At 60.3% G+C, this 24,371-nt stretch carries 24 protein-coding genes; 10 read left to right on the top strand and 14 right to left on the bottom strand.

What is annotated here, in order from left to right:
- Complete coding sequence (locus tag QF010_RS27115; protein ID WP_033054388.1) at positions 1 to 855, top strand: shikimate dehydrogenase; 855 nt, start codon at positions 1 to 3, stop codon at positions 853 to 855.
- 36 nt (positions 856 to 891) lie between these two features.
- Here the strand turns inward: QF010_RS27115 and QF010_RS27110 are convergent, their stop codons facing one another.
- Together QF010_RS27110 and quiC are read right to left on the bottom strand one after the other, a co-directional pair.
- The gene (locus tag QF010_RS27110; protein WP_033054235.1) at positions 892 to 1,569 is read right to left on the bottom strand and encodes a TetR/AcrR family transcriptional regulator; all 678 of its coding nucleotides are present in this window, start codon (positions 1,567 to 1,569) and stop codon (positions 892 to 894) included.
- A gap of 102 nt (positions 1,570 to 1,671) precedes the next feature.
- Positions 1,672 to 3,573, bottom strand: a complete 1,902-nt coding sequence (gene quiC / locus QF010_RS27105; RefSeq protein ID WP_429534281.1) for a 3-dehydroshikimate dehydratase QuiC — start codon at positions 3,571 to 3,573, stop codon at positions 1,672 to 1,674.
- Between the two features lie 307 nt (positions 3,574 to 3,880).
- Here quiC and QF010_RS27100 point away from each other — a divergent pair, with 307 nt between their 5' ends.
- On the top strand, positions 3,881 to 5,182 hold the full coding sequence (locus tag QF010_RS27100) for an MFS transporter (RefSeq protein ID WP_429534280.1): 1,302 nt from the start codon (positions 3,881 to 3,883) through the stop codon (positions 5,180 to 5,182).
- A gap of 46 nt (positions 5,183 to 5,228) precedes the next feature.
- Here QF010_RS27100 and QF010_RS27095 read toward each other — a convergent pair whose 3' ends face one another.
- From QF010_RS27095 to QF010_RS27080, 4 genes are all read right to left on the bottom strand, one after another.
- Positions 5,229 to 6,107 carry a DMT family transporter gene (locus tag QF010_RS27095; protein WP_033054230.1) on the bottom strand — a complete coding sequence of 293 codons (879 nt, stop codon included), beginning with the start codon at positions 6,105 to 6,107 and terminating at the stop codon, positions 5,229 to 5,231.
- 43 nt (positions 6,108 to 6,150) lie between these two features.
- Positions 6,151 to 6,966: a sugar phosphate isomerase/epimerase family protein gene (locus QF010_RS27090; RefSeq protein WP_033054229.1), complete on the bottom strand. Its 816-nt coding sequence runs from the start codon at positions 6,964 to 6,966 to the stop codon at positions 6,151 to 6,153.
- Positions 6,967 to 6,968: 2 nt separating this feature from the next.
- Positions 6,969 to 7,781: a Gfo/Idh/MocA family protein gene (locus QF010_RS27085; protein WP_429534279.1), complete on the bottom strand. Its 813-nt coding sequence runs from the start codon at positions 7,779 to 7,781 to the stop codon at positions 6,969 to 6,971.
- 113 nt (positions 7,782 to 7,894) lie between these two features.
- Positions 7,895 to 8,671: an IclR family transcriptional regulator gene (locus QF010_RS27080; RefSeq protein ID WP_033054227.1), complete on the bottom strand. Its 777-nt coding sequence runs from the start codon at positions 8,669 to 8,671 to the stop codon at positions 7,895 to 7,897.
- Positions 8,672 to 8,848: 177 nt separating this feature from the next.
- Between QF010_RS27080 and QF010_RS27075 the strand changes: the two genes are divergently transcribed.
- From QF010_RS27075 to QF010_RS27060, 4 genes are all read left to right on the top strand, one after another.
- Positions 8,849 to 10,597, top strand: a complete 1,749-nt coding sequence (locus QF010_RS27075) for an FAD-dependent oxidoreductase (RefSeq protein WP_429534278.1) — start codon at positions 8,849 to 8,851, stop codon at positions 10,595 to 10,597.
- Positions 10,581 to 11,414, top strand: coding sequence for an aldo/keto reductase (locus tag QF010_RS27070; protein ID WP_429534277.1), 834 nt, complete (start codon positions 10,581 to 10,583; stop codon positions 11,412 to 11,414). Before QF010_RS27075 ends, QF010_RS27070 begins: the two co-directional genes overlap by 17 nt.
- A gap of 216 nt (positions 11,415 to 11,630) precedes the next feature.
- Positions 11,631 to 12,524, top strand: coding sequence for a KPN_02809 family neutral zinc metallopeptidase (gene ypfJ / locus QF010_RS27065; RefSeq protein ID WP_033054225.1), 894 nt, complete (start codon positions 11,631 to 11,633; stop codon positions 12,522 to 12,524).
- Positions 12,525 to 13,484 carry an alpha/beta fold hydrolase gene (locus QF010_RS27060; RefSeq protein WP_033054224.1) on the top strand — a complete coding sequence of 320 codons (960 nt, stop codon included), beginning with the start codon at positions 12,525 to 12,527 and terminating at the stop codon, positions 13,482 to 13,484.
- A gap of 121 nt (positions 13,485 to 13,605) precedes the next feature.
- Here the strand turns inward: QF010_RS27060 and QF010_RS27055 are convergent, their stop codons facing one another.
- From QF010_RS27055 to QF010_RS27045, 3 genes are all read right to left on the bottom strand, one after another.
- A complete protein-coding gene (locus tag QF010_RS27055; protein ID WP_033054223.1) occupies positions 13,606 to 14,199 on the bottom strand; it encodes an HAD family hydrolase in 594 nt (197 codons plus the stop codon).
- Entirely contained in the window at positions 14,196 to 15,065 is an 870-nt protein-coding gene (gene tesB, locus QF010_RS27050; protein WP_033054222.1) for an acyl-CoA thioesterase II, read from the bottom strand. The genes QF010_RS27055 and tesB overlap by 4 nt, the downstream gene beginning before the upstream one ends.
- Before the next feature lie 103 nt (positions 15,066 to 15,168).
- Positions 15,169 to 15,738, bottom strand: a complete 570-nt coding sequence (locus QF010_RS27045) for a GNAT family N-acetyltransferase (RefSeq protein WP_429534276.1) — start codon at positions 15,736 to 15,738, stop codon at positions 15,169 to 15,171.
- A gap of 85 nt (positions 15,739 to 15,823) precedes the next feature.
- On the opposite strand from QF010_RS27045, the gene QF010_RS27040 reads away from it, so the two are divergent.
- On the top strand, positions 15,824 to 16,744 hold the full coding sequence (locus QF010_RS27040) for a histone deacetylase family protein (RefSeq protein WP_429511842.1): 921 nt from the start codon (positions 15,824 to 15,826) through the stop codon (positions 16,742 to 16,744).
- Between the two features lie 187 nt (positions 16,745 to 16,931).
- Positions 16,932 to 18,173: a TIGR03862 family flavoprotein gene (locus QF010_RS27035; RefSeq protein WP_429534275.1), complete on the top strand. Its 1,242-nt coding sequence runs from the start codon at positions 16,932 to 16,934 to the stop codon at positions 18,171 to 18,173.
- A 226-nt stretch (positions 18,174 to 18,399) separates the two neighbouring features.
- On the opposite strand, the gene rhlE1 is transcribed toward QF010_RS27035, so the two are convergent.
- Both rhlE1 and yedA read right to left on the bottom strand, forming a co-directional pair.
- Positions 18,400 to 19,734 (bottom strand): RNA helicase RhlE1, encoded by a 1,335-nt coding sequence (gene rhlE1 / locus QF010_RS27030; RefSeq protein WP_429511840.1) that lies wholly within the window; start codon positions 19,732 to 19,734, stop codon positions 18,400 to 18,402.
- Positions 19,735 to 19,786: 52 nt separating this feature from the next.
- Positions 19,787 to 20,713 (bottom strand): drug/metabolite exporter YedA, encoded by a 927-nt coding sequence (gene yedA / locus QF010_RS27025; RefSeq protein ID WP_429511839.1) that lies wholly within the window; start codon positions 20,711 to 20,713, stop codon positions 19,787 to 19,789.
- 163 nt (positions 20,714 to 20,876) lie between these two features.
- On the opposite strand from yedA, the gene QF010_RS27020 reads away from it, so the two are divergent.
- The gene (locus tag QF010_RS27020) at positions 20,877 to 21,329 is read left to right on the top strand and encodes an Lrp/AsnC family transcriptional regulator (RefSeq protein WP_008149219.1); all 453 of its coding nucleotides are present in this window, start codon (positions 20,877 to 20,879) and stop codon (positions 21,327 to 21,329) included.
- A gap of 22 nt (positions 21,330 to 21,351) precedes the next feature.
- Here the strand turns inward: QF010_RS27020 and QF010_RS27015 are convergent, their stop codons facing one another.
- The 3 genes from QF010_RS27015 to QF010_RS27005 form a co-directional block, all read right to left on the bottom strand.
- Positions 21,352 to 21,963 carry a 3'-5' exonuclease gene (locus QF010_RS27015; protein WP_046048736.1) on the bottom strand — a complete coding sequence of 204 codons (612 nt, stop codon included), beginning with the start codon at positions 21,961 to 21,963 and terminating at the stop codon, positions 21,352 to 21,354.
- Positions 21,964 to 21,985: 22 nt separating this feature from the next.
- The gene (locus QF010_RS27010) at positions 21,986 to 22,465 is read right to left on the bottom strand and encodes a LabA-like NYN domain-containing protein (protein ID WP_046048735.1); all 480 of its coding nucleotides are present in this window, start codon (positions 22,463 to 22,465) and stop codon (positions 21,986 to 21,988) included.
- Between the two features lie 137 nt (positions 22,466 to 22,602).
- A complete protein-coding gene (locus QF010_RS27005; RefSeq protein ID WP_429534274.1) occupies positions 22,603 to 23,361 on the bottom strand; it encodes a DUF2076 domain-containing protein in 759 nt (252 codons plus the stop codon).
- A 178-nt stretch (positions 23,362 to 23,539) separates the two neighbouring features.
- Between QF010_RS27005 and QF010_RS27000 the strand changes: the two genes are divergently transcribed.
- Entirely contained in the window at positions 23,540 to 24,214 is a 675-nt protein-coding gene (locus QF010_RS27000; protein ID WP_033054208.1) for a YciC family protein, read from the top strand.
- The last annotated feature ends 157 nt before the right edge of the window (positions 24,215 to 24,371 follow it).

The following is a 24,371-nucleotide window of genomic DNA, read 5'->3' as shown; positions in this document are numbered from 1 at the left end:
GTGACTCAGACCAATGCTGTACTGGCCGGACTGATCGGCGCCGGCATCCAGGCCTCTCGCACCCCGGCGCTGCACGAGCATGAAGGCGATGCCCAGGGTTTGCGTTACCTCTATCGTCTGATCGATCTGGACCAGTTGAAACTCGACAGCAGCGCCCTGCCCGACCTGCTGATGGCTGCCGAGCGGATGAACTTCACGGGTCTGAACATCACCTTTCCGTGCAAGCAGACGATCATCCCGCTGCTCGACGAGTTGTCACCAGAAGCTAGAGGCATTGGAGCGGTGAACACGGTCGTGCTGAAGGACGGCAAACGCATCGGCCACAACACCGATTGCCTGGGCTTCGCCGAGGGTTTCCGTCGTGGCTTGAAGGGCGTTGCCCTTGAGCGCGTCGTGCAAATGGGTGCCGGTGGCGCTGGCGCGGCAGTGGCCCACGCCCTTTTGAGTGAAGGCGTACAGCTGCTGAACATTTTTGACGTGGACCTCAGCCGTGCCCAGAGCCTGGCGGACAATCTCAATCAACATTTCGGCGTCGGCCGGGCGGTGGCGGGCCATGACTTGCCGAGCACCCTGGCCCAGGCTGACGGCCTGGTGAACACCACCCCCATGGGCATGAAAAAACTGCCGGGCATGCCAGTGCCGGTGGAATTGCTTCACGGTGGGTTATGGGTGGCGGAGATCGTTTACTTCCCGCTGGAAACCGAACTGCTGCGCAACGCCCGCGCGCTGGGTTGCCGAACGCTGGATGGCGGCAACATGGCCGTGTTTCAGGCAGTGAAGGCGTTTGAGTTGTTCAGCGGTGTGGCGCCGGATGCGCAGCGGATGCTCGAGCACTTTCAGAGCATGAATGGCTGAACGGATGCGGTGAGGGGGCAATCCCCTCACCCCACGTCAGGCCTGCAGATAGCGCAAAACCGACTCGCAAATCATCTCTCGATGACGTTGCTTGATACTTTCGTCCGGCAAGTCGACCTGAAAGATCTCACCGAAAGTATGGCGGTTCGACACGCGATAGAAGCAGAACGAGCTGATCAGCAGATGCACATCCAACGGCTCGAGCCCGGCACGGAACACGCCTTCTTCAGCACCGCGGCGCAAAATCTCGCCCAGTGAATCGAGGATTGTGTTGTTCATCGCCTTGATCGCATCGGAGCGCTTCACGTATTCAGCGTTGTGAATGTTCTCGATGCTGACAATCCGCACAAAATCGACGTTGCGATCATGGTGGTCGAAAGTGAATTCCACCAGCCGCCGAATCGCTTCCACCGGCGCCAGTTCGGTCAGGTGCAGACGGTTTTCGGTGCTGCGGATATCGCCGTAGAGTTTCTCCAGCACCTCGACGTAAAGCTGTTCCTTACTGCCGAAGTAGTAATAGATCATGCGTTTTGAGGTATGGATGCGCTCGGCAATCGCATCGACGCGAGCGCCGGAAAGCCCCTGCTGGACGAACTCGACAATCGCCTCTTGAAGGATATTCTCGCGGGTCTTTTCCGGGTTGTTCTTGCGACTCTTGCGCGGCTCGACAATCGGTTCGTCGGGCGCTGCGGAGAGTTCTGAAGTTATCGTCATTGCGGGCTCACGGCCATCACTGCACAGGTTGGCGATTATGAGCCGCGCCGCACAGTGAAGGAAGCCGCGCGGCAGCGGTTTGTTTCCGTGTTTACGATTTTCCTACAACTTTGCCTGACGTACAGCACCGCTTCGCGACTTGGCCATGGCCGCCAGTCGCACCGCGACGTTGGCTGCGCCGTAACCTGCGTAGCCGTTCTTGCGCTGGATGATCTCGAAGAAGAAGCGCCCTTCGAACGGTTCGGTATACACATGGAACAGCTCGCCACCCTGGGCGTCGCGATCGTAAAGCACATTGTAATAGGCCAGTTCGCTGAGGAACTCGTCGTCGAAGTCGAACCGCGCAGCGAGGTCATCGTAGTAATTGAGCGGGATATCCAGCAGCGGTACGCCTGCCTCCTTGGCCCGGCTGACTTCGGCAAAGATGTCGTCGCAATCGAAGGCGATGTGATGCACGCCGGAGCCGCGATAACTCGACAATGCGTGTGAGATTGCGGTGTTGCGATTCTCGGAAATGTTCAGCGGCAGGCGGATCGAACTGTCCCGACTGCGCAGCGCCCGACTCTTCACCAGGCCATACGGATCAGGCAGCACCACCTCATCGTCCGCTTCGAAATCCAGCAGGCTTTTATAGAACAGCACCCAACTGTCGAGGCTGTCGGCCGGCAGCGCCATGGCCATATGGTCGATACGCTTGAGGCCGCCACTGGCCACGGCGGCGGGTTGCAGATTGAAGTCGGTGCCGTAGACATCGGCGTCCTGGTCTACCAGATAAATCAGGCTGCCATCCGGCGCGCGCACTGCGGCGAGCTCCAGTTCATTGGGGCCAACCAGCCCGCGATACGGCTGACCTTTATAGGCCACGGCCCGCGCCAGCGCGCTGGCGCTGTCCTTGACCCGCACGGCGGTGGCGCACAGCGATGGGCCGTGAGCCTCGAAAAAACTGTGGGCGAACGAGTAAGGCTCAGAGTTGAGGATCAGGTTGATATCACCCTGACGCAGCAGGCTGACGCTCTTGGAACGGTGTTGTCCTGCCTTGACGAAGCCCAGCCGCTCCAGCCAGTGGGACAGCTTGGCGCCAAGGCTTTCGTCCACGGCGAATTCAAGAAACTCGATGCCGTTGTACTCGCTGGCCTTAGGTGTCTCGAACAGAATGTCGACAGTCGCCGGGGGCTCGGCTTCCTGCGCCAGACGTTCGCGGGTTTTCTCTTCCAGGTACAGCAACGAGCGCAAACCATCGGCGGCATTGGCCCGTGGCGGCGCGGCGCGGAAGCCGTCGTTGAAGATCTCCAGCGACAATGGCCCGGTGTAACCGCTCTTGATGATCGGCGCGAGGAAACCCGGCAGATCGAATTCACCCTGGCCCGGGAAGCAGCGGAAATGCCGGCTCCACTCCAGCACGTCCATGGCCAGGATCGGCGCGTCGGCCATTTGCACGAAGAAAATCTTGTCGCCGGGAATCTCGGCAATCGCGCTCGGATCACCCTTGAGCGACAGCGTGTGAAAGCTGTCGAGCAACACGCCGAGGTTTGGGTGATCAGCCTGACGGACGATGTTCCACACCTGTTGATAAGTGTTCACGTGGCGGCCCCAGGCCAGCGCTTCGTAGCCGATCCGCAAACCACGGGCACCCGCGTGCTCGGCCAGCAGGCGCAAGTCGTCGACTAAAATCTGTTCGTCACCGATAGAGTCGGCCGAAGCGTTGCTGCACACCAGCACCAGGTCCGTACCCAGTTCCTGCATCAGGTCGAACTTGCGCTCGGCCCGCTCCAGGTTGCGTGGCAGGCGGTCGCGGCGGCAGCCCTCGAAATCCCGGAAGGGTTGAAACAGCGTGATCGCGATCCCGAGGTCGGCGCACATCTGTTTAATTTCCCGCGGACTACCGTCGTAGTAGAGAAGGTCGTTCTCGAAAATCTCCACCCCGTCGAAACCGGCGGCGGCGATGGCTTCAAGTTTTTCCGGCAGGGTACCGCTCAAGGACACGGTGGCAATGGAACGCTGCATATATCGACTCCCGGTGGAGGCTTCGGCTACAGGGAATTTGCGCCGCTTTTAAAAGAATGAGCGAATTATTGAGCCGGGTTGTTTAATGAGCAATTCAAAGTGTACTACCCAGTTAGTTTTGCGTGCGATTATCGAACACAATGGCCCTTGGCGAATTGACGATTTTTCGTCCACTGCGCAACATCGACTCCACATTGAGCCCGGTCACACACCTCGGTCTCGGTGACCAAAGACCCAGAACACCACATAAAAACAATCGGTGGCCTACATGACTCCTTCTCAAAGCTCTCCCGTGGAGCGTTCCTCCATGACTTCTGCCACTGGTGGCATCGGCGACAAGATCCGTGGCGCGATGGCGGTCGGCAAAACCCGTTGGGGCATGCTGGCGCTGGTGTTCTTCGCCACCACCCTGAACTACATTGACCGCGCCGCACTGGGCGTGATGCAGCCTATCCTGGCCAAGGAAATGAGCTGGACGGCGATGGACTACGCCAACATCAACTTCTGGTTCCAGGTCGGCTACGCCATCGGTTTCGTGCTGCAAGGCCGGTTGATCGATCGGGTCGGCGTCAAGCGCGTGTTCTTCTTCGCCGTGCTGCTCTGGAGCCTGGCGACCGGTGCCCATGGCCTGGCCACTTCGGCCGTCGGTTTCATGGTCTGCCGATTCATTCTGGGTCTGACGGAAGCCGCCAACTATCCGGCGTGCGTGAAGACCACCCGGTTGTGGTTCCCGGCCGGCGAACGCGCCGTGGCCACCGGCATCTTCAACGCCGGCACCAACGTCGGGGCGATGTTCACGCCAATGCTGCTGCCGCTGATCCTTCATGTGTGGGGCTGGCAAGCCGCGTTCCTGTGCATGTCAGCACTGGGCGGGATCTGGTTGCTGTTCTGGGGCTTGAAGTACTTCAACCCGGAAGATCATCCGAGCGTTAAACAATCGGAACTGGACTACATCCAGAAGGAAGTAGAGCCGGAACAATCCCGCGTACCGTTCTCGAAAATCTTGCGGATGCGTGGCACCTGGGCCTTCGCCCTGGCTTACGCGATCACCGCGCCAGTGTTCTGGTTCTACCTCTACTGGCTGCCACCGTTCCTCAATCAGCAATACAACCTGGGGATCAACGTGACCCAGATGGGTATCCCGCTGATCATCATCTACCTCACTGCCGATTTCGGCAGCGTCGGCGGCGGGATCCTGTCCTCGTTCCTGATCGGCCGCGGCGTCAACCCGATCAAGGCGCGGCTGATGTCCATGTTCCTGTTCGCCTGCTGCATCGTCGGCGTGATCATGGCGGCGGGTTCGAGCAGTCTGTGGGTCGCGGTGTTCGCCATCTCCCTGGCCATCGGTGCGCACCAGGCCTGGACCGCGAACATCTGGAGCCTGGTGATGGACTACACGCCTAAACACATGATGAGTACGGTGTTCGGCTTCGGTGGCATGTGCGCGGCCATCGGCGGGATGTTCATGACCCAGTTGGTCGGCCACATTCTGACGATCACCAACAACAACTACACCGTGCTGTTCACCATGATTCCGGCGATGTACTTCATCGCGCTGATCTGGATGTACTTCATGGCACCGCGCAAGATTCCTACCGTCACCCCGTAAAACCTCTCCTCTTGGCAGGCCTGATTCCAGGCCTGCCCTGCTTCTCTCACCGACGACTCTGCTGCCAGGCTGCCGCCAACCCGCTGCAGCAAATTACCGCGATCCCGACCACCGTGGTCAGGGTCGGCGTGTGAGAAAACAGCAACCAGCCCAGCAAGCCGGCAAAGACAATCTGGCAATAACCGAACGGCGCCAACAATGCAGGGGCGGCGTGACGGAAGGCTTGTGTCAGAAACAGGTGAGCCGTCATCCCGCAGGCGCCCAGCGCCACCATCATCAATCCATGGCCCAGGCTGGGGACTTGCCAGAAGAATGGCACCAGCGCGCTCATCACCAGGGTGTTGCACAGCCCGGCGAAGAAGTTGCTGGTGGTCGGGCTATCAATGTTGCTGAGCTTGCGGGTGAGCAACTGATAGAAGCAGAAAAACAGCGCCGAGCAGAGCGGCAGCAACACCGCAGGGGTAAAGAGTTCTCCGCCGGGATGGACGATGATCAACACGCCGATGAACCCGCAAATCACCGCAATCCACTGGCCACGCGTGACGTGCTCGCGCAGCAGTGGCACCGACAGCGCAGTCACCAGAACCGGCGCAAGAAAGTTGACCGCCGTGGCTTCCGCCAAGGGGATGTACTGCAAGCCGGTGGTGAAAAACAGACTGGTGCCCAACAGGCACAACGCCCGCAACAGCTGAAGTAACGGCCGTTTGGTTCGTAGGACACCAAGCCCGGATTGCGGTAGAAAAATCCCGGCCATGAGTAAGGTGTGAACCACATACCGGGCCCACACCACCATGACGATCGGGTAGAAGCCCGAGAGGTATTTCGACAAGGCGTCGTGACTGGAAAACAGGAAGGTCGCAACGACGATCAGCAGAATCCCTTTGAAGGGTTGGTTTACACCGGAGAGCGGAGTGCTGACGGTCATTCGGTATCCCTTTTGTTTTGCATCAACTAGTTAAAAGCATCCCTTACAGCCGCGCTAACAACTCATGGGTTTTACTCAACGCCATCCGCGCCCGCTGCAACCCGCTCACGCCCTGCTCAAGCAACTTCACGGTGGGGATCTCAAGGCTCAACGGAATATCGGCCGGTAAATACTGCAACAACCCCGCCAGATCACAATCGCCATCGCCCGGAAAACGCCGCTCGTTACGGGCCTGGCGCAGAATCTCTGCCATGTCATTCGGCCGTGGCCCGGCAACGTCGCACAGCTGGGCATACCGTAACCGTGACGGGGCAACTCTGGCCAGAGCTTCCAGCCGCGAAGCCGAACGGTCGAAGTGAAACGCATCCACCAACACCGCGCCGTTTTCACGCCCCGCGTTTTCGACGATGCGCACCGCCTGTTCGAGATTGCGCGCATCGGTCCACGGCATGAACTCCAAATGCGGATGAAGCCCGTAAGGTGCCGCCAGATCACACAGCCGAGCGAAGTTGTCGGTGAGCCGCTGTTCGTCAGGATCGTTACCGGCCACCAGCAATTCACTGGCACCGAATTCGGCACCGACCGCCAGAATCTTCTCGAAATCGGCGACGACGGTTTCCGGTTTAAGACGCAGGATCTCGACATCCAACACACGAATGCCGGTCTCGCGCAGTCGCGTCAACGTCTTGCGCCGTAACCCGATATCGGCGACCAGCGCAAAGTGGTGTTCTTCAGGCGTCGCAGGCTCCAACCGTAATCCGACATGACTGTAACCAGCCTGTGCTGCCACTTCGACCATCTCCGGTGGTGACAATTCCAGCACCGTCAGGCTGGCCAGGGAAAAGATCCGATCGTTCATGGTCATTCCTCGATCAAGGTCGGTGCGCAGGCACGACCGGTTTCGGCGGCCTCGCGTATCGCTTCAATCAGCGCCAAGGTGCGGGCGGCATCCGCGACGCTCACCAACGGCTCGACTTCCCGACGCGCCACACGCACGAAATGCTGCAACTGCAAACGCAGCGCTTCATCGGCGCTGAAGTTTTCCTGCACCGTCAGCAACGGTTGATGCCATCCCCCATCGGTATCAGCGTAGTGCCAGCGCTTAAGTTGCGGAATGCTCAACGCACCGCCGGTCCCGGCGAGCAGATAACACGGTTGATCGGCCTGACGTGGGTACACCGGGTTCTCGCCGCAATCCAGCTCCCAGCTCCAGGGCGCCGCGACCGCATCGGAACCGGTCAGGCTGCCCAGCGCGCCGCTGTGCACCAGTTCATAGGCGCGGACGATCAACGGATTATGCCGACGATGATGACCGACCAGCACCGGAACGCCGGTGGCTTTCGAAGCGCCGACCAGTTCGCGGACTTCATTCAAGTGCACGCCCACCGGTTTTTCCAGCAGGACCGGCACGCCGACAGCGAGGCAATCAAGTGCGGTGCTGACGTGCAGCGTATTCGGATTGGCGACGATCACCGCGTCTGGCTTGACCTGCTCCAACATCTGACGGTGATCAGCGAAATACGCCACGCCCCACTCCGCCGCCAGCCCCACTGCCTGCGGACCCGGATCGGCCACTGCGCACAAGGTTGCTTCCGTCAGGGATTGCAGATGCCGGTAATGCTGCTGGCCCATATTGCCAGCCCCGATCAGGGCAATACGCAAGGGTGAACTCATCGTGCGGTCCTCTTGTGATCATTGTTGGAAGGGCGACTTCCAACAATTTAGAACCTGGTTCCAGATTCTTACACAAGCAAACCGAAAAAGTGTGCGAACAACGCACACATCAATCAGCTGAACAACTCAGACGCCAGACTGGCCGCCGACAGTTCCTCAGTAAACCTCAACAACAATGGTGCCAATTCATGCAATCGCGCCCCCGGCATCCGCGCGCTGGGCCCCGCGATGCTCAGCACGCCGATGACTCGACCATCACTCGGATGTCGCACCACCGCAGCAATCGCCGAGGTGCCCACCGCCGAACTTTCCTCGACCCAGGCATACCCCTGCTCCCGCGCCATACGCAGGCGCTCCAGCAGTTCGATGTTGGAACGTGGTGCATTCGGCCCAATGTCCTTCGGCCGCTCGCCACCCTGCCGTTCGACCAGGGACAGCGCCTCGGCATCACTCATACACGCCAGCCATGCATGCCCCGACGCCGTATAAAACAGAGGCGCATCGCGGCCCATGTCCGGGTCGTAGCGCAGGCCGGAACGGGCGCCCTGGGATTTGGCGATCCAGATCTGCCGCTCACCTTCAATCACCCCAAGCCGCACCAGCTCGCCGGTTTCCTGGGCGAGGCGGTCAAGCACCGGCTGCACAATATCGGCACCGCTACCCGACAGGTAACGGAAACCCATGGCCACCAGTTTGGTCGACAGGTGATACCGCAGGTTCTCTGGATTTTGTCGCACGTAACCCAGCCGAATCAGCTCGGCGAGCAACCGGTGGGTCGCGCTTTTGGGAATATCCAGTTGCTCCGCCAGCGTCTGCATCGGCAGGCCCCGTGGGTCACTGGTGAGGCTTTCAAGCACGCTGAAAACACGTTCGATCTGACTGCCGGCCATGGGAAGTTCCACACAAAATTTGTCCGATTCTAGAAGACAACCGACCGAATGCGAAATCTGGAACCCACTGTCCGATAACCGCCCGCTTTACCCGGTGAAAGGTTGCCGAGTTCGATTACGCTCCTATATTTTCTGGAATCAAATTCTAAAAAATACAAACCGCTGGAGCTTCAGACGATGCCTGCCGAATCAAATAATCTCCCGGATATCGATTGCGACGTGCTCATCGTCGGCTCCGGTGCGGCGGGACTGTCCACTGCAGTCACCGCGGCGTGGCACGGCCTAAAAATCATCGTGGTCGAAAAAGATCCAGTGTTCGGCGGCGCCACAGCATGGTCCGGTGGTTGGGCGTGGGTGCCGTGCAATCCCCTGGCCCAGCGCGCCGGGATCGTCGAAGACGTCGAGCAGCCGCGCACTTACCTGAAACACGAATTGGGCGAGCGTTACGAGCCGGCCATGATCGATGCTTTCCTCGAAGCCGGTCCGCGGATGGTGGCGTTCTTTGAGCAGCACACCTCGCTGCAGTTTGCCGACGGCAACGCCATTGCCGATATTCATGGCGATACACCGGGCGCCGGCACGGGAGGACGCTCGGTCATCGCGGCGCCTTACGACGGGCGAAAAGTCGGCAAGCTGCTTAAGCGTCTTCGCAAGACCATGCGGGAAACTTCGTTCATGGGCATGCCAATCATGGCAGGCGCGGACCTCTCGGCATTTCTCAATCTGACCCGCTCGCTGTCGGCGGCCTGGCACGTGACCCGGCGCTTTTCGCGGCACCTGCTCGATCTCGCTGTGCATGGTCGGGCGATGCAACTGGTCAACGGTGTCGCGCTGGTGGCTCGGCTGGCAAAGTCCGCCGAAGACCTCGGCGCATTGCTCTGGGAGTCGGCGCCCGTTACTGAGCTGCTGCGCGATGGCGATCAGGTTCGAGGCGCGATGGTCAGCACCGCCAAAGGCAAGGTTCGCATCCGTGCGCGCAAGGCCGTGGTGTTGGCGGCCGGTGGTTTTGCCAATGACATCGAGCGGCGCAGGGCATTGTTTCCCCGTACGCCAACCGGGCACGAACACCTGGCGTTGCCACCTCTCGGCGTCTGCGGCGATGGCCTGCGACTGGGCGAAAGCGCTGGCGCGCGGGTGAACACCGATCTGGCGTCGCCCGTCGCCTGGGCACCGGTTTCGCAAGTGCCACACAAGGACGGCAGCCTCGGCCACTTCCCGCACATCATCGAGCGCGGCAAACCGGGGATCATTGGCGTGTTGAGCAACGGCCAGCGCTTTGTCAACGAAGCCAACGGCTACTTCGACTATGTGACGGCCATGGTCGCCGCCGCCCCGAAGGGCGAAGCAGTCGTCTCCTGGCTGGTCTGCACCCATGGCTTTCAGCGGCGTTATGGCCTGGGTATCTCTCGGCCGTTTCCGCTGCCGCTGTCATCCCTTATCCGCAGCGGCTATCTGAAAACCGGCAACACCCTTGAGGAACTGGCCCAGGCCTGCGGCATCGACCCGAAAGGTTTGCGCAGCACCGTGTCCGAATACAACCGGCACGCGCGCAAGGGTGAAGACCCGCTGTTCGGTCGCGGTTCGACGCCTTACAACCGCAAACAGGGTGATGCGTTGCAACAACCCAACCCTTGCGTCGCACCGATCGAACAAGGCCCCTTCTATGCCGTGAAAGTCCAGCCCGGCTGCTTCGGCACCTTCGCCGGCCTCAAGGTCAATGAACATGCCCAGGTGCTCGGCGAATCGGGGGAGGCCATCGCCGGGCTGTACGCAGCAGGCGGAGACATGGCCAGCATCATGGGCGGGCACTACCCCGCCGGCGGCATCAATCTGGGCCCGGCGCTGACCTTCGGCTACATCGCCGCGCGACATATCGCAGGTATTACCGCTTACGAACAGGAGATCGACTATGCAGCGCATCGTTAACGCACAGGGTTTGAACATGCCCAAACTCGGCCTCGGCACCTGGCCGATGCTCGGCGAGGAATGCACTCGCGCCGTGGAACAGGCCTTGGCATTGGGTTATCGGCACATCGACACCGCCGCGGCCTACAACAATGAAGACGCCGTCGGCCAGGCGCTGGTGAACAGTCCTACCCCTCGCGATCACATCCACGTCACCACCAAAGTCTGGTGGGATCAGCTTCAACCCGATGCCATGCGCCATTCCATGGACCGCAGCCTCAAGGCCTTGCGCAGCGATTACGTTGACCTGTTCATGATCCACTGGCCGACCACCGACTGGGACTTGCCGAGCACGATCGAGACCCTGGTGTCATTCAAGGAACAAGGACTGGCGCGCAACATCGGTGTGGCGAATTTTCCACTGCCGTTGTTGCGCAAAGTCGTCGAGGAACTGGGTATTCCGCTGTCAGCCATTCAGGTCGAGTACCACGTACTGCTCGGACAAAACGCTCTGCTGAACTACGCCCGCCAACATGATCTGGCGCTGACGGCCTACACGCCACTGGCCCGCAACAAGGTCTCGGACATCCCACAAATCCGGCAGATCGCCGCCAAACACGGAGTCCTGCCAACGCAAGTGGCACTCAAGTGGCTGCTTGATCAACCGAACGTGGCCGCCATTCCAAAAGCCCGCAGCCAGGCCAATCAACTGGCCAACCTGGCAGCGCTCGAGGTGAATCTGGATGACGAAGACCGAACGTTGATCGCCGGTTTGTCCAAACGCGAACGCCAGGTCAATCCAGACTTTGCGCCAGTGTGGGATGCGTTCGACCGTTAATTTCGCCGACGCAGGTGGTCGCCTGCTCGATAAAAACCCGTCGCCTGAAGGAATTAGATGGGTTGTCCGTGTTCAATACGAGTCTGGAAGACTTCCGGCAACCCATCACAGGTTGCCGGGAAGGCTGCTGTGCGCAACAAAAGATGGACGACCGGACTGGCGCCGCTCCCACTCAGCAGCAACACTCATCCCCACGGACACTCAGAGGATTCCCACATGCTATGGAAAAAAGGCCGACGCAGCGACAACGTGGTCGATGCCCGTGGAGATGATGTCGGCGGTGGCGGTGGCGGGATGCGCTTCGGTGGCGGCAAGGGCCTGAGCCTGACGGCGATTATCTTGATCGTCGGGATCGGCTGGATCACCGGCCAGGACCCGATGCAAATCCTCGGGCAACTGACCGGGCAGATGAGCGAGCAATCGGCACCGGCCCCGACTCAAACCCGCAAGGCGCCGCCGGCCACTGATGAAGGCGCCGAGTTCGTGCGCTCGATCCTCGGCGATACCGAAGACACCTGGGGGCAGATTTTCCAGCAGGCCGGTCGTCAATATAAGGACCCGACCCTGGTGCTGTTCAGCAACCGCGTCAACTCGGCCTGTGGCCTGGCGACATCTGCGACCGGCCCGTTCTATTGCCCGGCGGACCAGAAGGTCTACCTGGACATGAGTTTCTTCCAGGAAATGTCCCAACGTTTTGCTGCCGCTGGCGACTTCGCTCAGGCCTACGTGATCGCTCACGAAATCGGACACCATGTGCAGACCTTGCTTGGTGTTTCCGCGAAAATTCAGACCGCTCGCCAACAGGGTCGGCAGATGGAAGGCGACGGCGGTTTGCTGGTACGCCAGGAACTGCAGGCCGATTGCCTGGCCGGAGTCTGGGCCAACAACGCGCAGAAACGGCTGAACTGGCTGGAACCCGGTGACATCGAAGAAGCCTTGAACGCCGCCAACGCCATCGGCGATGACCGCTTGCAACAGCAAGGTCAGGGTCGTGTGGTGCCGGACTCGTTTACTCATGGTACGTCGGCGCAAAGGGTGCGCTGGTTCAAAACCGGATTCGCACAAGGCCAGGTCGGCCAGTGCGATACCTTTGCAGCGAAAAACCTATAAATGAATAAGTGGCTGTTAGCTCTACTGATCACCTGCGCAAGCGCCCAGGCTGCCGAGCATGCGGTCAAGGACGTCAGCCCCGGACGCCTGTTGCTGACTTCAGGTGAAATCGCGGTGGGCATCGGCCCGGCGCCGAAGAAAATCGAACGCGTGCTGATCATCATCCATGGTCGATTGCGCAATGCCGACACCTATCGCCAGAGCGCCGTGCGCGCGGCCGAACAGGCCGGGCAAAGCGCGAGTACCTTGGTGATCGCACCGCAATTTCTCAATGAAACCGACGTCACGGCCCATACCGTGGCTGACAGCGTATTGCGCTGGCAGGGCAATGACTGGATGGCGGGCGGTTTATCCACCGCTCCACTTTCCATGAGCTCCTACGCGGCGCTCGACGAAATCATCGCCCGAATCGGCGATCGAAAACAGTTTCCGGACGTGAAGCAGATTGTCATTGCCGGTCACTCCGGCGGCGCTCAGGTGGTGCAGCGATACGCGTTGCTGGGCCACGATCAGCCAGCGCTCAAGGCGGCCGACATACAGGTGCGTTACGTCATCGCCAACCCATCGTCTTATGCGTACTTCGATGAACGACGGCCGGTGGCGTTCAGCCACGCCGGTTGCCCGAATTTCAATCGCTGGAAGTACGGGCTGACGGATTTGCCCGCCTATGCCAAAGGGCAAAACGCCAAGCAGCTGGAGGAAAACTACGTCAAACGCGATGTCGTTTACCTACTCGGGCAGCAGGACAGCGACCCGAAGCAGCCGGCGCTGGATAAAAGCTGTGAGGCCCAGGCTCAGGGAGCCAATCGATTGGCACGCGGGCGCAATTATTTTGCTTATCTGAAGCGGCTGCATCCTCAAGGTTTGAGTCAGCAACTGATTGAAGTGCCCGGGGTCGGGCATGACGGGGATGGGATGTTTAACTCGCCGCAGGGGCAGAAAGCGTTGTTCGGTCAGTGAATTCTGTATTGCCTGATCTGACGCTATCGCGGGCAAGCCCGCTCCCACAGGTTTTGTGTTGTACAAAATATTGTGATCAACACAGAACCTTGTGGGAGCGGGCTTGCCCGCGAAGGGGCCCTCAAGCCGACAACATTTCCCGCAACACCACGCAATCGGCGGCATGCCAATCCGTCAATTCCGGCCACGGATTATCCGGCAGGTTCACCAACACCGTCCGCGCCCCTGCCGCCCGACCGCAATCCAGATCAAAGCGGTAGTCACCGACCATCACCATCTCACTGGCCGGGACATTCCAGGCCTGGGCCAACTTCAGCAAACCACCGGGATGCGGTTTTGGCGGTGCTTCATCACGGCCCAGCACATCCTCCACCGCGAAGCAGTCGGCCAGGCCGATCGCCTCCAGCGTGACATGCGCCAGTTCGCGCGCATTGCGCGTGAGAATACCCAGGCGATAACCGCGCCCGGCCAGCTCACGCACCAGCTCTACCGCACCCGGAGCCGCTTTCGAACCGAGCGCCAGGTCTCGTTCGTGTTCCAGCAACCACGCATGTTTGGCGGCGGCTTCATCGGCCGGCAGCGCGGCGAGGTGGGTCAGGATGTCGTCTTCGGCAGGAATCGCCAACGCCACGCGGATCGCCGCGAAGTCATGCACGGCCACCGTCAGGGTGCCGTCCATGTCGAACACCCAGTGCCGCACCTCGGCCAGGCTCATGCCCAATCCTTACGGTGGCGAATCAGGCCTTCCTGCGTGACCGACGCCACCAGTTGCCCGGCACGATTGAACACGCTGCCACGGGAGAAACCGCGCGAGTTGCCCGCCCAAGGACTGTCCATCGCATACAGCAACCAATCATCGGCGCGTAGATCCTGATGGAACCACAGCGCGTGATCGAGGCTGGCGACCTGCATGTCTTTCTGCCAGACCGATTTGCCATGGGGCTGCATCGATGTGGTCAACAGACCGAAATCCGAGGCGTAGGCCAGCAGGTATTTATGCAGCGCCGGCGAATCGGCCAAAGCACCGTCGGCGCGAAACCAGACGTATTTGATCGGATCGGACGGTTGCGGGTTGTAGGGATCTTTCTCGGTGATCGGGCGAAACTCGATCGGTTTCGGGCACAGCAGTTTTTCACGCATGTGCTCGGGAATCAGGTCCGCACGCTGCTGAGCGAGCTCCAGCTCTGACGGCAGGTTTTCCGGGCCGACTACGGTTGGCATCTCCGACTGATGCTGGAAGCCTTCTTCGTCGTACTGGAACGACGCACTGCAGGTGAAAATCGGGTTGCCCTTCTGGATCGCCGTCACCCGGCGCGTGCTGAAACTGCCACCGTCGCGTACCCGATCAACCTGATAAACCACGGGCAGCGCGGAATCGCCCGGACGCAGGAAATAACCGTGCATCGAATGCACGTGGCGCGCTTCTTCGACCGTCTGACTGGCCGCCGACAGGGACTGACCGATTACCTGACCACCGAACAGCTGACGAAAACCCAGGTCCTGGCTGCGGCCACGGAACAGGTTTTCTTCAATCGGCTCCAGGGTCAGCAGGTCAACCAGATCATCCAACACTTGGCTCATTCAGACTCTCCTCACACAACGCATGCCGCGCAGTCTTGGCTGCGACGGTCGATTCAATTTCTGGCCAGGGCCCGTGGGAGCCATTGTAAACGTCCGCGCCGGCTTATCCATGCAAGGTTTGCAGCCATTGTTCACGGGTGATGCGGTACAGCGCATGGTGACGCAGGGGATGATCGGCCGCGAGCATCGGGTGATCGAAATCATCGGCTGAATCATGGTGCATGCCGATGGCCTGCATGACTTTCTGCGACGGCGTGTTGGTTTCGGTGGTGAAGGACACGACTTCTTTCAGCGCCAACCGGTCAAACCCGCAGCGCAGAGCGGTCCACGCCGCTTCACTGGCATAACCAAGGCCCCAGTGCTCGCGGGCCAGGCGCCAGCCGATTTCGGTGGCTGGGGTAAAACGCGCGTCGAAACCGACCACGGCGAGCCCGGTAAAACCAATAAATGCCCCGGTGTCCTTGCGCTCCAGCGCCCAGAGACCGAAGCCATTTTCGGCAAAATGGCCACGAATCCGCCCGATCAGCGAGGCACTTTCCAGACGACTCAAGGGCGCCGGAAAATATCGCATCACTTGTGGATCGGCGCACATCGCCGCAAACTCCGGCAAATCCTCATCACGCCACTGCCGCAACAGCAATCGCGCGCTCTCGAGTTCCTGTATCGGTTCCATCGTGCCCCCCGTTCCCATGCCACAAGTCTACATCGCTGGTAGGATCCTTCACTCTTTCCTACCGACCGTCCTGTATAAATCAGCCATGCCCCTGCCCCTGATCTACCACGAAGACTACAGTCCCGAGTTCCCGGCGGATCACCGCTTCCCCATGGACAAGTTTCGCCTGCTGCGCGATCACCTGGTGGACAGCGGACTGACCCGGGACGCAGACCTGCTGCGCCCCGACCTCTGCCCGCCAGAGATTCTCGCGCTCGCACATGACCCTGCGTATATCAAACGCTACATGGGCGGCGAGTTGTCCCGCGAAGACCAGCGGCGCCTCGGCCTGCCATGGAGCGAAGCCCTGGCCCGGCGCACCGTGCGTGCGGTTGGCGGCTCGCTGCTGGCCGCCGAGCAGGCGCTGGAACATGGTTTGGCCTGTCACTTGGCCGGCGGCACCCATCACGCGCATTACGACCATCCCGCCGGGTTCTGCATCTTCAATGACCTGGCGGTGATCAGCCATTTCCTGCTGGAAAGCGGCCGTGTGAACCGGGTGCTGATCTTCGACTGCGATGTGCACCAGGGCGACGGGACTGCACGTATCCTGCACAACACCCCGGAAGCAGTGACGGTTTCCCTGCACTGCGAGAAGAACTTTCCTGCACGCAAAGCCGAAAGTGACTGGGACATTCCACTGCCCAAGGGCATGGGTGATGCCGACTACCTGAAGGTGGTGGACGATGCGCTGAATTATTTGCTGCCGCTCTACCAACCTGACCTGGTGTTGTACGACGCCGGTGTCGATGTGCATAAAGATGACGCGCTCGGCTACCTGAAGCTGACCGACGAAGGTGTTGCCGCTCGCGATGAAAGTGTGATGCGTCATTGCCTGGGCCGGGATATCCCGGTGGTTGGCGTGATCGGCGGTGGCTACAGCAAGGACCGCAAGGCGCTGGCGCGCCGTCATGGAATCCTGCATCACAGTGCGCAACGGGTCTGGCAGTCATCAGGTTGTCATTGAGGTGTGAGTCTTTACCCACAATGCCTGTGGAACTGCCTGTGGATAACCTGAGTGAAAGCGCCTACAGGCCATGCTGCATATAGCCTGCAAAGGGGTGGTTGTTTTTTGATCAGCTTCTTCAGCAACGCTCACTATGATTCGTGCTGATAGAATGCGCGGCTTATTCCGCCACGCCGCAGCTCTCGCCATGACCCAACCCTCGCCCTCCTCCTCTTCTCACGTTGTCATCATCGGCGGCGGCCCTGCCGGATTGATGGCGGCTGAAGTGTTGAGTCGGGCCGGGATCAAGGTCGACCTGTACGACGGCATGCCTTCAGTGGGGCGAAAATTCCTGCTGGCCGGTGTGGGTGGCATGAACATCACCCATTCCGAAGCCTACCCGGCATTTCTCTCTCGCTACGCCGAACGCGCGCCGCAGATTGCGCCACTGTTGCGGTCATTTGGCGCTGATGCGCTGTGCCAATGGATTCATGACCTGGGCATCGAAACCTTTGTCGGCAGCTCCGGCCGAGTCTTTCCTACCGACATGAAAGCCGCCCCCCTGTTGCGTGCCTGGCTCAAACGTCTGCGAGACAGCGGCGTCGTTATCCACACCCGTCACCGCTGGCTCGGTTGGGATGACAGCGGTGGTTTGCGCATCGACAGCCCCGAAGGCGAAAAAACCGTCAAGCCTGACGCAACCTTGCTGGCCCTCGGCGGCGGCAGCTGGTCGCGGCTCGGCTCGGACGGCGCGTGGATGCTGCCACTGGAACAACGCGGCGTAGGACTCATGCCGCTGCAACCGAGTAATTGCGGCTTCGAGGTGGAGGCCTGGAGCGAGTTGATGGTCAGTAAATTCGCCGGCGCCCCGCTGAAAAACATCGCCATCGGCCTCAATGACGACGTGCCGCGGCTCGGGGAATGTGTGATCACGGCAACCGGGATTGAAGGCAGTTTGATCTACGCCCTGTCGGCGCCGATCCGCGAAGCCATCAATCAGCACGCCTCGGCAACCATTCACCTGGACCTGCTGCCGGGCAGGCCTGTGGATAAAGTGCAGGCTGCGCTGAGCAAGCCGCGTGGGTCTCGTTCCATGTCAAAACATCTGCACAGCCAGCTCGGGATCGATGGTGTAAAAGCGGCGTTGCTGCGCGAACTCACTCCGGCCGAATCCTTCGCTGATCCGGCGCTGCTGGCACAAGCGATCAAGGCGTTGCCACTGACGTTGGTGAAAACCCGCCCACTGGACGAGACCATCAGCAGCGCCGGTGGCGTGATGTTCGAGTCGATGGATGAGCGTTTGATGCTCAAGCAACTGCCAGGCGTGTTCTGCGCGGGGGAAATGCTGGATTGGGAAGCGCCGACGGGCGGCTATCTGCTGACCGCGTGTTTCGCCAGTGGGCGAGCGGCGGGGTTGGGGATGGTGGAGTGGTTGAAGCGAGGGGCGTGATGTGTTGGCCACACGTACTTCTACAGCCTTCGAGATCCACCCCTCACCCCAGCCCTCTCCCCAAAGGGTAGAGGGGGGAAAGGGAGCAGATCTCCACGCCTTTCAAATCCGGAGTTCGACTCAGATCTTTCAGGTCGATGTAGCTTTAAGAACAACTCGATCAGTCCCCTCGCCCCTCTGGGGAGAGGGTTAGGGTGAGGGGGTGGATCTCAAGCCGATCACACCATCAAGGCTTCTTCTTACGCGGCCCGGTATTAAACACCGGCACCTTCCGCACAGGTTTGATCGAAGGCTCCGGCGCCGACGCATCACCGCTCTCAACCCACTTGCCCAGATTGCGTTTACCGCCACCGGAGGTCTTTGGCTTCTTCGGTTTTTTCGGCTTCTTGACCACCTGACCGCTGGCATCGGTATCCGGTACCCGGTGCTCAGGCTCGAAGTCATGCTCCATCTGGCGAGGCAATGTCTGACGGGTCAACGTCTCGATGGCCGACAGCAGATTCACTTCATCGGCGCAGACCAGCGAAATCGCCTGCCCGGTTGCACCCGCGCGACCGGTACGACCGATGCGGTGGATGTAGTCCTCGGCGACGATTGGCAGGTCGAAGTTGATCACCAATGGCAAATCTTCGATATCCAGACCACGGGCTGCAACGTCGGTGGCCACAAGAATCTGCACTTCACTGGCCTTGAAACGGTCCAGTGCGCGCTGGCGGGTTGCCTGCGGTTTGTCGCCGTGGATGCCGTCGGCGTTGATGCCCAGGCCCTGGAGTTTTTCCACCAGCGCGTCCACGCCGTTGCGGGTCTTGGCGAACACCAGCACCTGCTTCCACTTGCCCTTGCGCATCAAGTGAACGAACAGTTCCGACTTGCGCTTCTTGTCCACCGTCACCACCCATTGCTTGACGGTGTTGGCAGCCACGTTGCGCGGGCTGACTTCGATGCTCAACGGATCGTTGAGCATTTGTCCAGCCAGCAAGCGAATCGCGTCGGAGAAAGTCGCGGAGAACAACAGCGTCTGACGTTGCTTGGGCAACACGCGGTAGATATTCCCCAGTTCCTCGGAGAAACCCAGATCAAGCATGCGATCGGCTTCGTCCAGAATCAGGGTTTGCAGCTGATTGAACTTGAGGGCCTTCTGGCGATACAGGTCGAGCAAACGACCCGGCGTCGCCACCAGCACGTCAACACCCTTGCGCAGCTTCATCATTTGCGGGTTGATGCTGACGCCGCCGTACACCGCGTAAGTGCTCAACGGCAGGTTCTCGGCGTACTGACGCACGGCTTCGTGAACCTGTTCGGCCAATTCGCGGGTCGGTACCAGGATCAGAGCGCGTACCGAGTTAGACGCCACTTTCGGCCCTTCCATGGCCAGCAATTGCAGGAGCGGCAGCGCGAAGCCGGCGGTCTTGCCAGTCCCGGTCTGGGCGGCCGCCATCAGGTCGCGACCGGCCAGCACCGCCGGAATGGCTTGCGCCTGAACCGGCGTCGGGGTCTGGTAGCCGAGCGTCTCGAGAGAGCGCAGCAAGGGTTCGATCAGGCCAAGGGTGGCGAAAGTCATGGGATTACCGTAGGAAAAATCAGCGCGGGTGTGCAATGGCGCGCAGTTTACCCTAATTCACACGGGATTCTGTCGGCACCGCTACGGCAGGTTGAACGGGAGCTCGACGCCACTGCGGCAATCCGATCAGCACCACGGCGCTGATGATCACCAACATGGCCAGCGCTTCTTCGATCCCGATGGTCTCGCCGACAAACACGATCCCCAGCAACACCGCCACGGCCGGGTTGACGTAGGCATAACTGGTGGCCGCCGCCGGCCGCACGTTTTTCAACAGATACATATAAGCGTTGAAAGCGATGATCGAGCCGAAGAAGGTCAAGTAGGCCAGGGCCGCCCAGCCTTCGATCGGCGGCATGGCTTCCAGATGCTCACCACTCAGCGCACTGCCGATCAGCAGCGCTACGCCGCCCACCAACATTTCCACGGCACTGGCCATCGCGCCCTGGGGCAACGGCAAGTGTTTGCTCCACACCGAACCGAAGGCCCAGGACGCTGCCGCGAATATCAGCAACATGGCACCCAGCGGGCTCGATTGCAGGTTGGAACCGAGGTTGAGCATGGCAATGCCGATCAGCCCGAGCACAATCCCCGCCCATTCGAGACGGGTATTACGCGCACCCCAGAAATATCCGCAGAGCAAGGTAAACAGCGGCACCGTCGCCACCGCCAACGCAGCCACCCCCGAGGCGACGCCCATGTGTTCGGCCACGCTCACCCCGCCGTTACCGCACGCCAGCAGCAAAATCCCGATGATCCCGGCGGCTTTCCACTGCGCCCAGGTCGGTGCCGGCGCCCCGCGCCAACGCAGGAACGCATACATCAACGTCCCGGCGATCACGAAGCGGATACCGGCGAGCAGCAACGGCGGCCAGTACTCCACGCCGATGCGAATCACCAGGTAAGTCGAGCCCCAAATCACGTACAACGCGAAGAAGGCAGCGATCAACGGTAAGGGAAAACGACGTAAGCCAGGCATGGGGCAGCTCGTAGGCAAGACAAGTGAACAGCTATTCTAGAAAGGCCAGCGGCGTAAAATAAGTTACAAAACCTGTTTATAGCGCCGGTACACTTTTCAAAACACGGAGATCATCGCTATAAACCGTGTTTTCGAAAGTCAGTCATTTTTCAGGAGTCCGACGATGGACAAATACGACCGCATGCTCCTCAGCGCCCTGTTGGAAAACGGTCGTGCGTCCTATGCCGACCTGGCGCGCAAAGTGAACCTGTCCGCTCCGGCCGTAGCCGAGCGCGTGGCCAAACTCGAAGCCTGCGGGGTGATCACCGGTTACCAGGCGAAAGTCGACATGGCCAAGCTGGGCTTGCCGATCCAGTGCGTGATCGAACTGCGTTTGAACCAGCACGGTAACCAGAAGGCCTACGACGATTTGATCAAAATCCCGCAACTGACCGAATGCCATCGAGTGACGGGTGATCCGTGCGTGATCATGCAAGCGGCCGTGGGTTCGATGCCGGAGCTGGAAGAGTTGATCAACCGGATCGCCAAGTTCGGGTTCAGCAAGACGTCGATTGTGTTGTCGAGCGCGATAGAGAAGCGCGTGCCGTTGGGGCAGTTGGAAGGGAATGGCAAATAATCCCCTGTAGGAGCTGTTTCTGTCAGAACCCGCGATGGCGCTTGAGATGCTCATTGATCTTCGCCGCCGGCACTTTCTGCAAGCTCACCAACAGATCATGCGACAACTCCCGCAACCCATGCTTCTGTCGCAACTCCTGCGCCAGATGCGCCGTCAGGTTGGCCGCCATCTCGGCATCGGCCATGGCCCGGTGAGCTTTACCGGTGTGGGGCAGGTTGGCGAACGTGGTGAGGGTGCCGAGTTTGTGGTTCGGCGCGGCGGGCATCAAACGGCGGGCGAGTAGCAGCGAGCAGGCAAAGTTCTGCAAACGGGTACGCTTGATGCGGCCAAGCTCAAAGTCCCAGAACTTCTGGTCGAACGCGGCGTTGTGGGCCAGCAGCGGTGTGATGCCGACGAATTCATTGACCTCGTTCATCACCTGCTCCGCCGATGGCGCGGTGCGCAGCATGGCGTTGCTGATGCCGGTGAGTTGCTCAATGAAGGCCGGAACGCGCACGCCGGCATTCATCAGGCTTTGGTAACGCTCGACGATGCGCCCCTGTTCAAGGATCACCACGGCAATTTCCGTGGCCCGGCAGCTGCTGCTCGGGGAGATCCCGGTGGTTTCAAAGTCGATGACTGCTATGCGTTCCAAACCTGTTTCAACTCCGTAAAAATCAATTCTTGAGCAGCAACGCGCCTTCGATCGGCACATAGCGGCTGGCGGCGCGGATCAGCGAATTGGCCGTCAGGCCCGGCACGCCGTAGGCCACGGCTTGCACCCCGTGCTTGGTGATGATGCGCTCCAGCAACATGTCGAAATCACCATCACCAGAGGCCAGCACCACTTCGTCGACATGATCGGCGGCGTCCATGATGTCGAGGGTGATGCCCACGTCCCAGTCGCCCTTGGCCGAGCCGTCGCTGCGCTGGATGTAGGGCTTGAGCTTCACGACGAAGCCGAGGTTGCGCAGGATCTGCTGGAATTGCTGTTGTTTGCTGTCGCCGCGATCGATGGCGTAGGCATAGGCCTCGACGATATCGCCCTGTTTGCTGATATCAGCCCACAGCGCGGCATAGTTGAAATGGCAACCATAGGCCTGACGCACGGTGTAATAGAGGTTCTGGACATCGGCGAACACTGCGATTTTTTTCACCGGTCATCCTCGTTGGCGCGCCGGAGCGCGGGCAGGATCAGGCACCAGGCCCGAAAAGTGGCCCAGTATGCCAGTCTGAAGGATTGTTCCGCGAATAATCGGCCCGAAGCGCCGTAGCGCTCCGGACGAATGGCTTATCAGACGAAGGAATCGTCGTCGCCGCCGAAGAACGATGAGCTGTCATCGCTGTAGTCGGCGTCGGTAAAGCCGCCCTGATCATTGGCGTTGTCCGCCACGCGCTGATCCTCGCCCCAGCCGTTGTCACCACTCTGATCGTTGACCTGAGCCGGTTCTTCCTTGATCACTTCAACCACTTCCGGCTGCTGATTGTGATGGAACAGGCTGCTGATGCCTTGCGCCAGCATCACGCCACCGGCCACACCGGCGGCGGTTTTCAGCGCACCACCGAGGAAACCGCTGCCAACCGGCTGTTGTGGTTGTGCGTAATTCTGCTGAGGCGGCGCCGCACCGAAGTTTTGTTGTGGCGGCTGCGAGTTGAACGACGGCCGCGCCGGCTCACGCCAGCCGCCACCGCTCGATGCAGGTGGGCTTTGGGTAGGCGCTGGCTGCGGATCACGGGAACCGCCACCAAAGATGCTCGACAGGAAGCCACCGCTGCTCGGTGCCGCAGCAGCCGGCTGAGCCTTGGCCGATTGCAGTTCGGCCTGCAATTGCTGGACTTGCCGGGCGAGTTGTTTGTTCTGTTCGTCGAGGCTTTTGATGGCGGCCTCTTGCACCAGAATCGCCTGGGTCATGAAATAACCCGCCGCAGGCTGGCGAGTCAGGTGTTCCTTGATCCGCGCCTCGGCCTGGGCGTCGCGCGGGGCTGAGTCCGTTTCGGCCTGTTGCAGCCGGGAAAACAGTCCATCGATCAGGGTTTGTTCTTCGCTGTTCATGGCGACCTCGTAGATTGCCGGAGAAATCGTTGTCCTTTTCCAAAGAGGATAAGGCGCACGACCTTAATGGAGGCTGAAACAAGTTGTTTCAATAGCCTTTACCGAACGTTTACGTTTGCGCCCCAAAGCGCATCATCGGTTAAAGTGGGCCACTGCTTCCAACCTGCGATACCGACTGATGAATTCGTTCGATGTGCTGCGTGACTCTCTGTATTTCTTCAAGCGCAATCTGGGCCAGATCGTGCGGCTGTGCCTGCCGCTGGTGATCTTCGAGTCGCTCCTGCAACAAGTGGTCGACCACTCCACCGAGCCGGACAGCTTTCCCGGTATCAGCGTGATGGTCGGCTTGCTGGTTTATCCGCTGTACACCGCCGCGCTGATCCTGTTTCTCGATGCCCGCAGTCGTGGCGAATCACCGCGCAATCGCGACCTGCTGGCGATGTCCGCGACACTGTGGCCACGCTTCGCCCTGCTCACCGCGCTCAACACCCTGCTGATCCTGATCGGCCTGTCGCTGTATTTCCTGCCGGGCATCTGGCTGATGGTGACGCTGGCGTTTGGCGAGTACCTGCTGGTGCTGCGCGGCTTCGCACCGCTGGCGGCGATGAAGGAAAGCCTGCGCCTGACCCGCGGCCATTTCCTGCGCATTCTGGTGTGCATTCTCTGTGTCATGGGCCCGTTGTGGGTGCTCAAGGGTGCGACCCTTGCGGTCTATCCCGAACCGCAGAACCCGGTGATTTCCCTGCTGATCGACAGCGCTCACAGCTTCCTGCAACTGTTCGTCAGCGTGGTGCTGTTCCGCTTGTTCATGCTGATCGACGAGGTGCCCGAGAAAATTGACGGGCCGCTCTGACTAGACGACGCGCAACTTGTAGCAGCTGGCGAAGCCTGCGTTCGGCTGCGCAGCAGTCGTAAAATCAGTGCTCTCGGTGAATCAGGTAGACCGCGCTCGCCGGATTTACGACTGCTGCGCAGCCGAACGCAGGCTTCGCCAGCTGCTACAGGGGGGC

The organism is Pseudomonas silensiensis (assembly GCF_050434865.1).
Classification (GTDB): Bacteria; Pseudomonadota; Gammaproteobacteria; order Pseudomonadales; family Pseudomonadaceae; genus Aquipseudomonas; species Aquipseudomonas fluorescens_W.
This window is presented reverse-complemented; position numbering and strand designations above follow the sequence as displayed.

Coding starts and splice junctions, on each gene's coding strand:
- QF010_RS27020 (WP_008149219.1), top strand. CDS start 20,877: ATGGACAAATACGACCGCATGCTCCTCAGCGCCCTGTTGGAAAACGGT.
- QF010_RS27100 (WP_429534280.1), top strand. CDS start 3,881: ATGACTTCTGCCACTGGTGGCATCGGCGACAAGATCCGTGGCGCGATG.
- QF010_RS27110 (WP_033054235.1), bottom strand. CDS start 1,569: ATGACGATAACTTCAGAACTCTCCGCAGCGCCCGACGAACCGATTGTC.
- QF010_RS27080 (WP_033054227.1), bottom strand. CDS start 8,671: ATGGCCGGCAGTCAGATCGAACGTGTTTTCAGCGTGCTTGAAAGCCTC.
- quiC (WP_429534281.1), bottom strand. CDS start 3,573: ATGCAGCGTTCCATTGCCACCGTGTCCTTGAGCGGTACCCTGCCGGAA.
- ypfJ (WP_033054225.1), top strand. CDS start 11,631: ATGCTATGGAAAAAAGGCCGACGCAGCGACAACGTGGTCGATGCCCGT.
- QF010_RS27045 (WP_429534276.1), bottom strand. CDS start 15,738: ATGGAACCGATACAGGAACTCGAGAGCGCGCGATTGCTGTTGCGGCAG.
- QF010_RS27040 (WP_429511842.1), top strand. CDS start 15,824: ATGCCCCTGCCCCTGATCTACCACGAAGACTACAGTCCCGAGTTCCCG.
- QF010_RS27070 (WP_429534277.1), top strand. CDS start 10,581: ATGCAGCGCATCGTTAACGCACAGGGTTTGAACATGCCCAAACTCGGC.
- QF010_RS27005 (WP_429534274.1), bottom strand. CDS start 23,361: ATGAACAGCGAAGAACAAACCCTGATCGATGGACTGTTTTCCCGGCTG.
- QF010_RS27035 (WP_429534275.1), top strand. CDS start 16,932: ATGACCCAACCCTCGCCCTCCTCCTCTTCTCACGTTGTCATCATCGGC.
- yedA (WP_429511839.1), bottom strand. CDS start 20,713: ATGCCTGGCTTACGTCGTTTTCCCTTACCGTTGATCGCTGCCTTCTTC.
- QF010_RS27095 (WP_033054230.1), bottom strand. CDS start 6,107: ATGACCGTCAGCACTCCGCTCTCCGGTGTAAACCAACCCTTCAAAGGG.
- QF010_RS27000 (WP_033054208.1), top strand. CDS start 23,540: ATGAATTCGTTCGATGTGCTGCGTGACTCTCTGTATTTCTTCAAGCGC.
- QF010_RS27060 (WP_033054224.1), top strand. CDS start 12,525: ATGAATAAGTGGCTGTTAGCTCTACTGATCACCTGCGCAAGCGCCCAG.
- QF010_RS27055 (WP_033054223.1), bottom strand. CDS start 14,199: ATGAGCCTGGCCGAGGTGCGGCACTGGGTGTTCGACATGGACGGCACC.
- QF010_RS27075 (WP_429534278.1), top strand. CDS start 8,849: ATGCCTGCCGAATCAAATAATCTCCCGGATATCGATTGCGACGTGCTC.
- QF010_RS27085 (WP_429534279.1), bottom strand. CDS start 7,781: ATGAGTTCACCCTTGCGTATTGCCCTGATCGGGGCTGGCAATATGGGC.
- rhlE1 (WP_429511840.1), bottom strand. CDS start 19,734: ATGACTTTCGCCACCCTTGGCCTGATCGAACCCTTGCTGCGCTCTCTC.
- tesB (WP_033054222.1), bottom strand. CDS start 15,065: ATGAGCCAAGTGTTGGATGATCTGGTTGACCTGCTGACCCTGGAGCCG.
- QF010_RS27090 (WP_033054229.1), bottom strand. CDS start 6,966: ATGAACGATCGGATCTTTTCCCTGGCCAGCCTGACGGTGCTGGAATTG.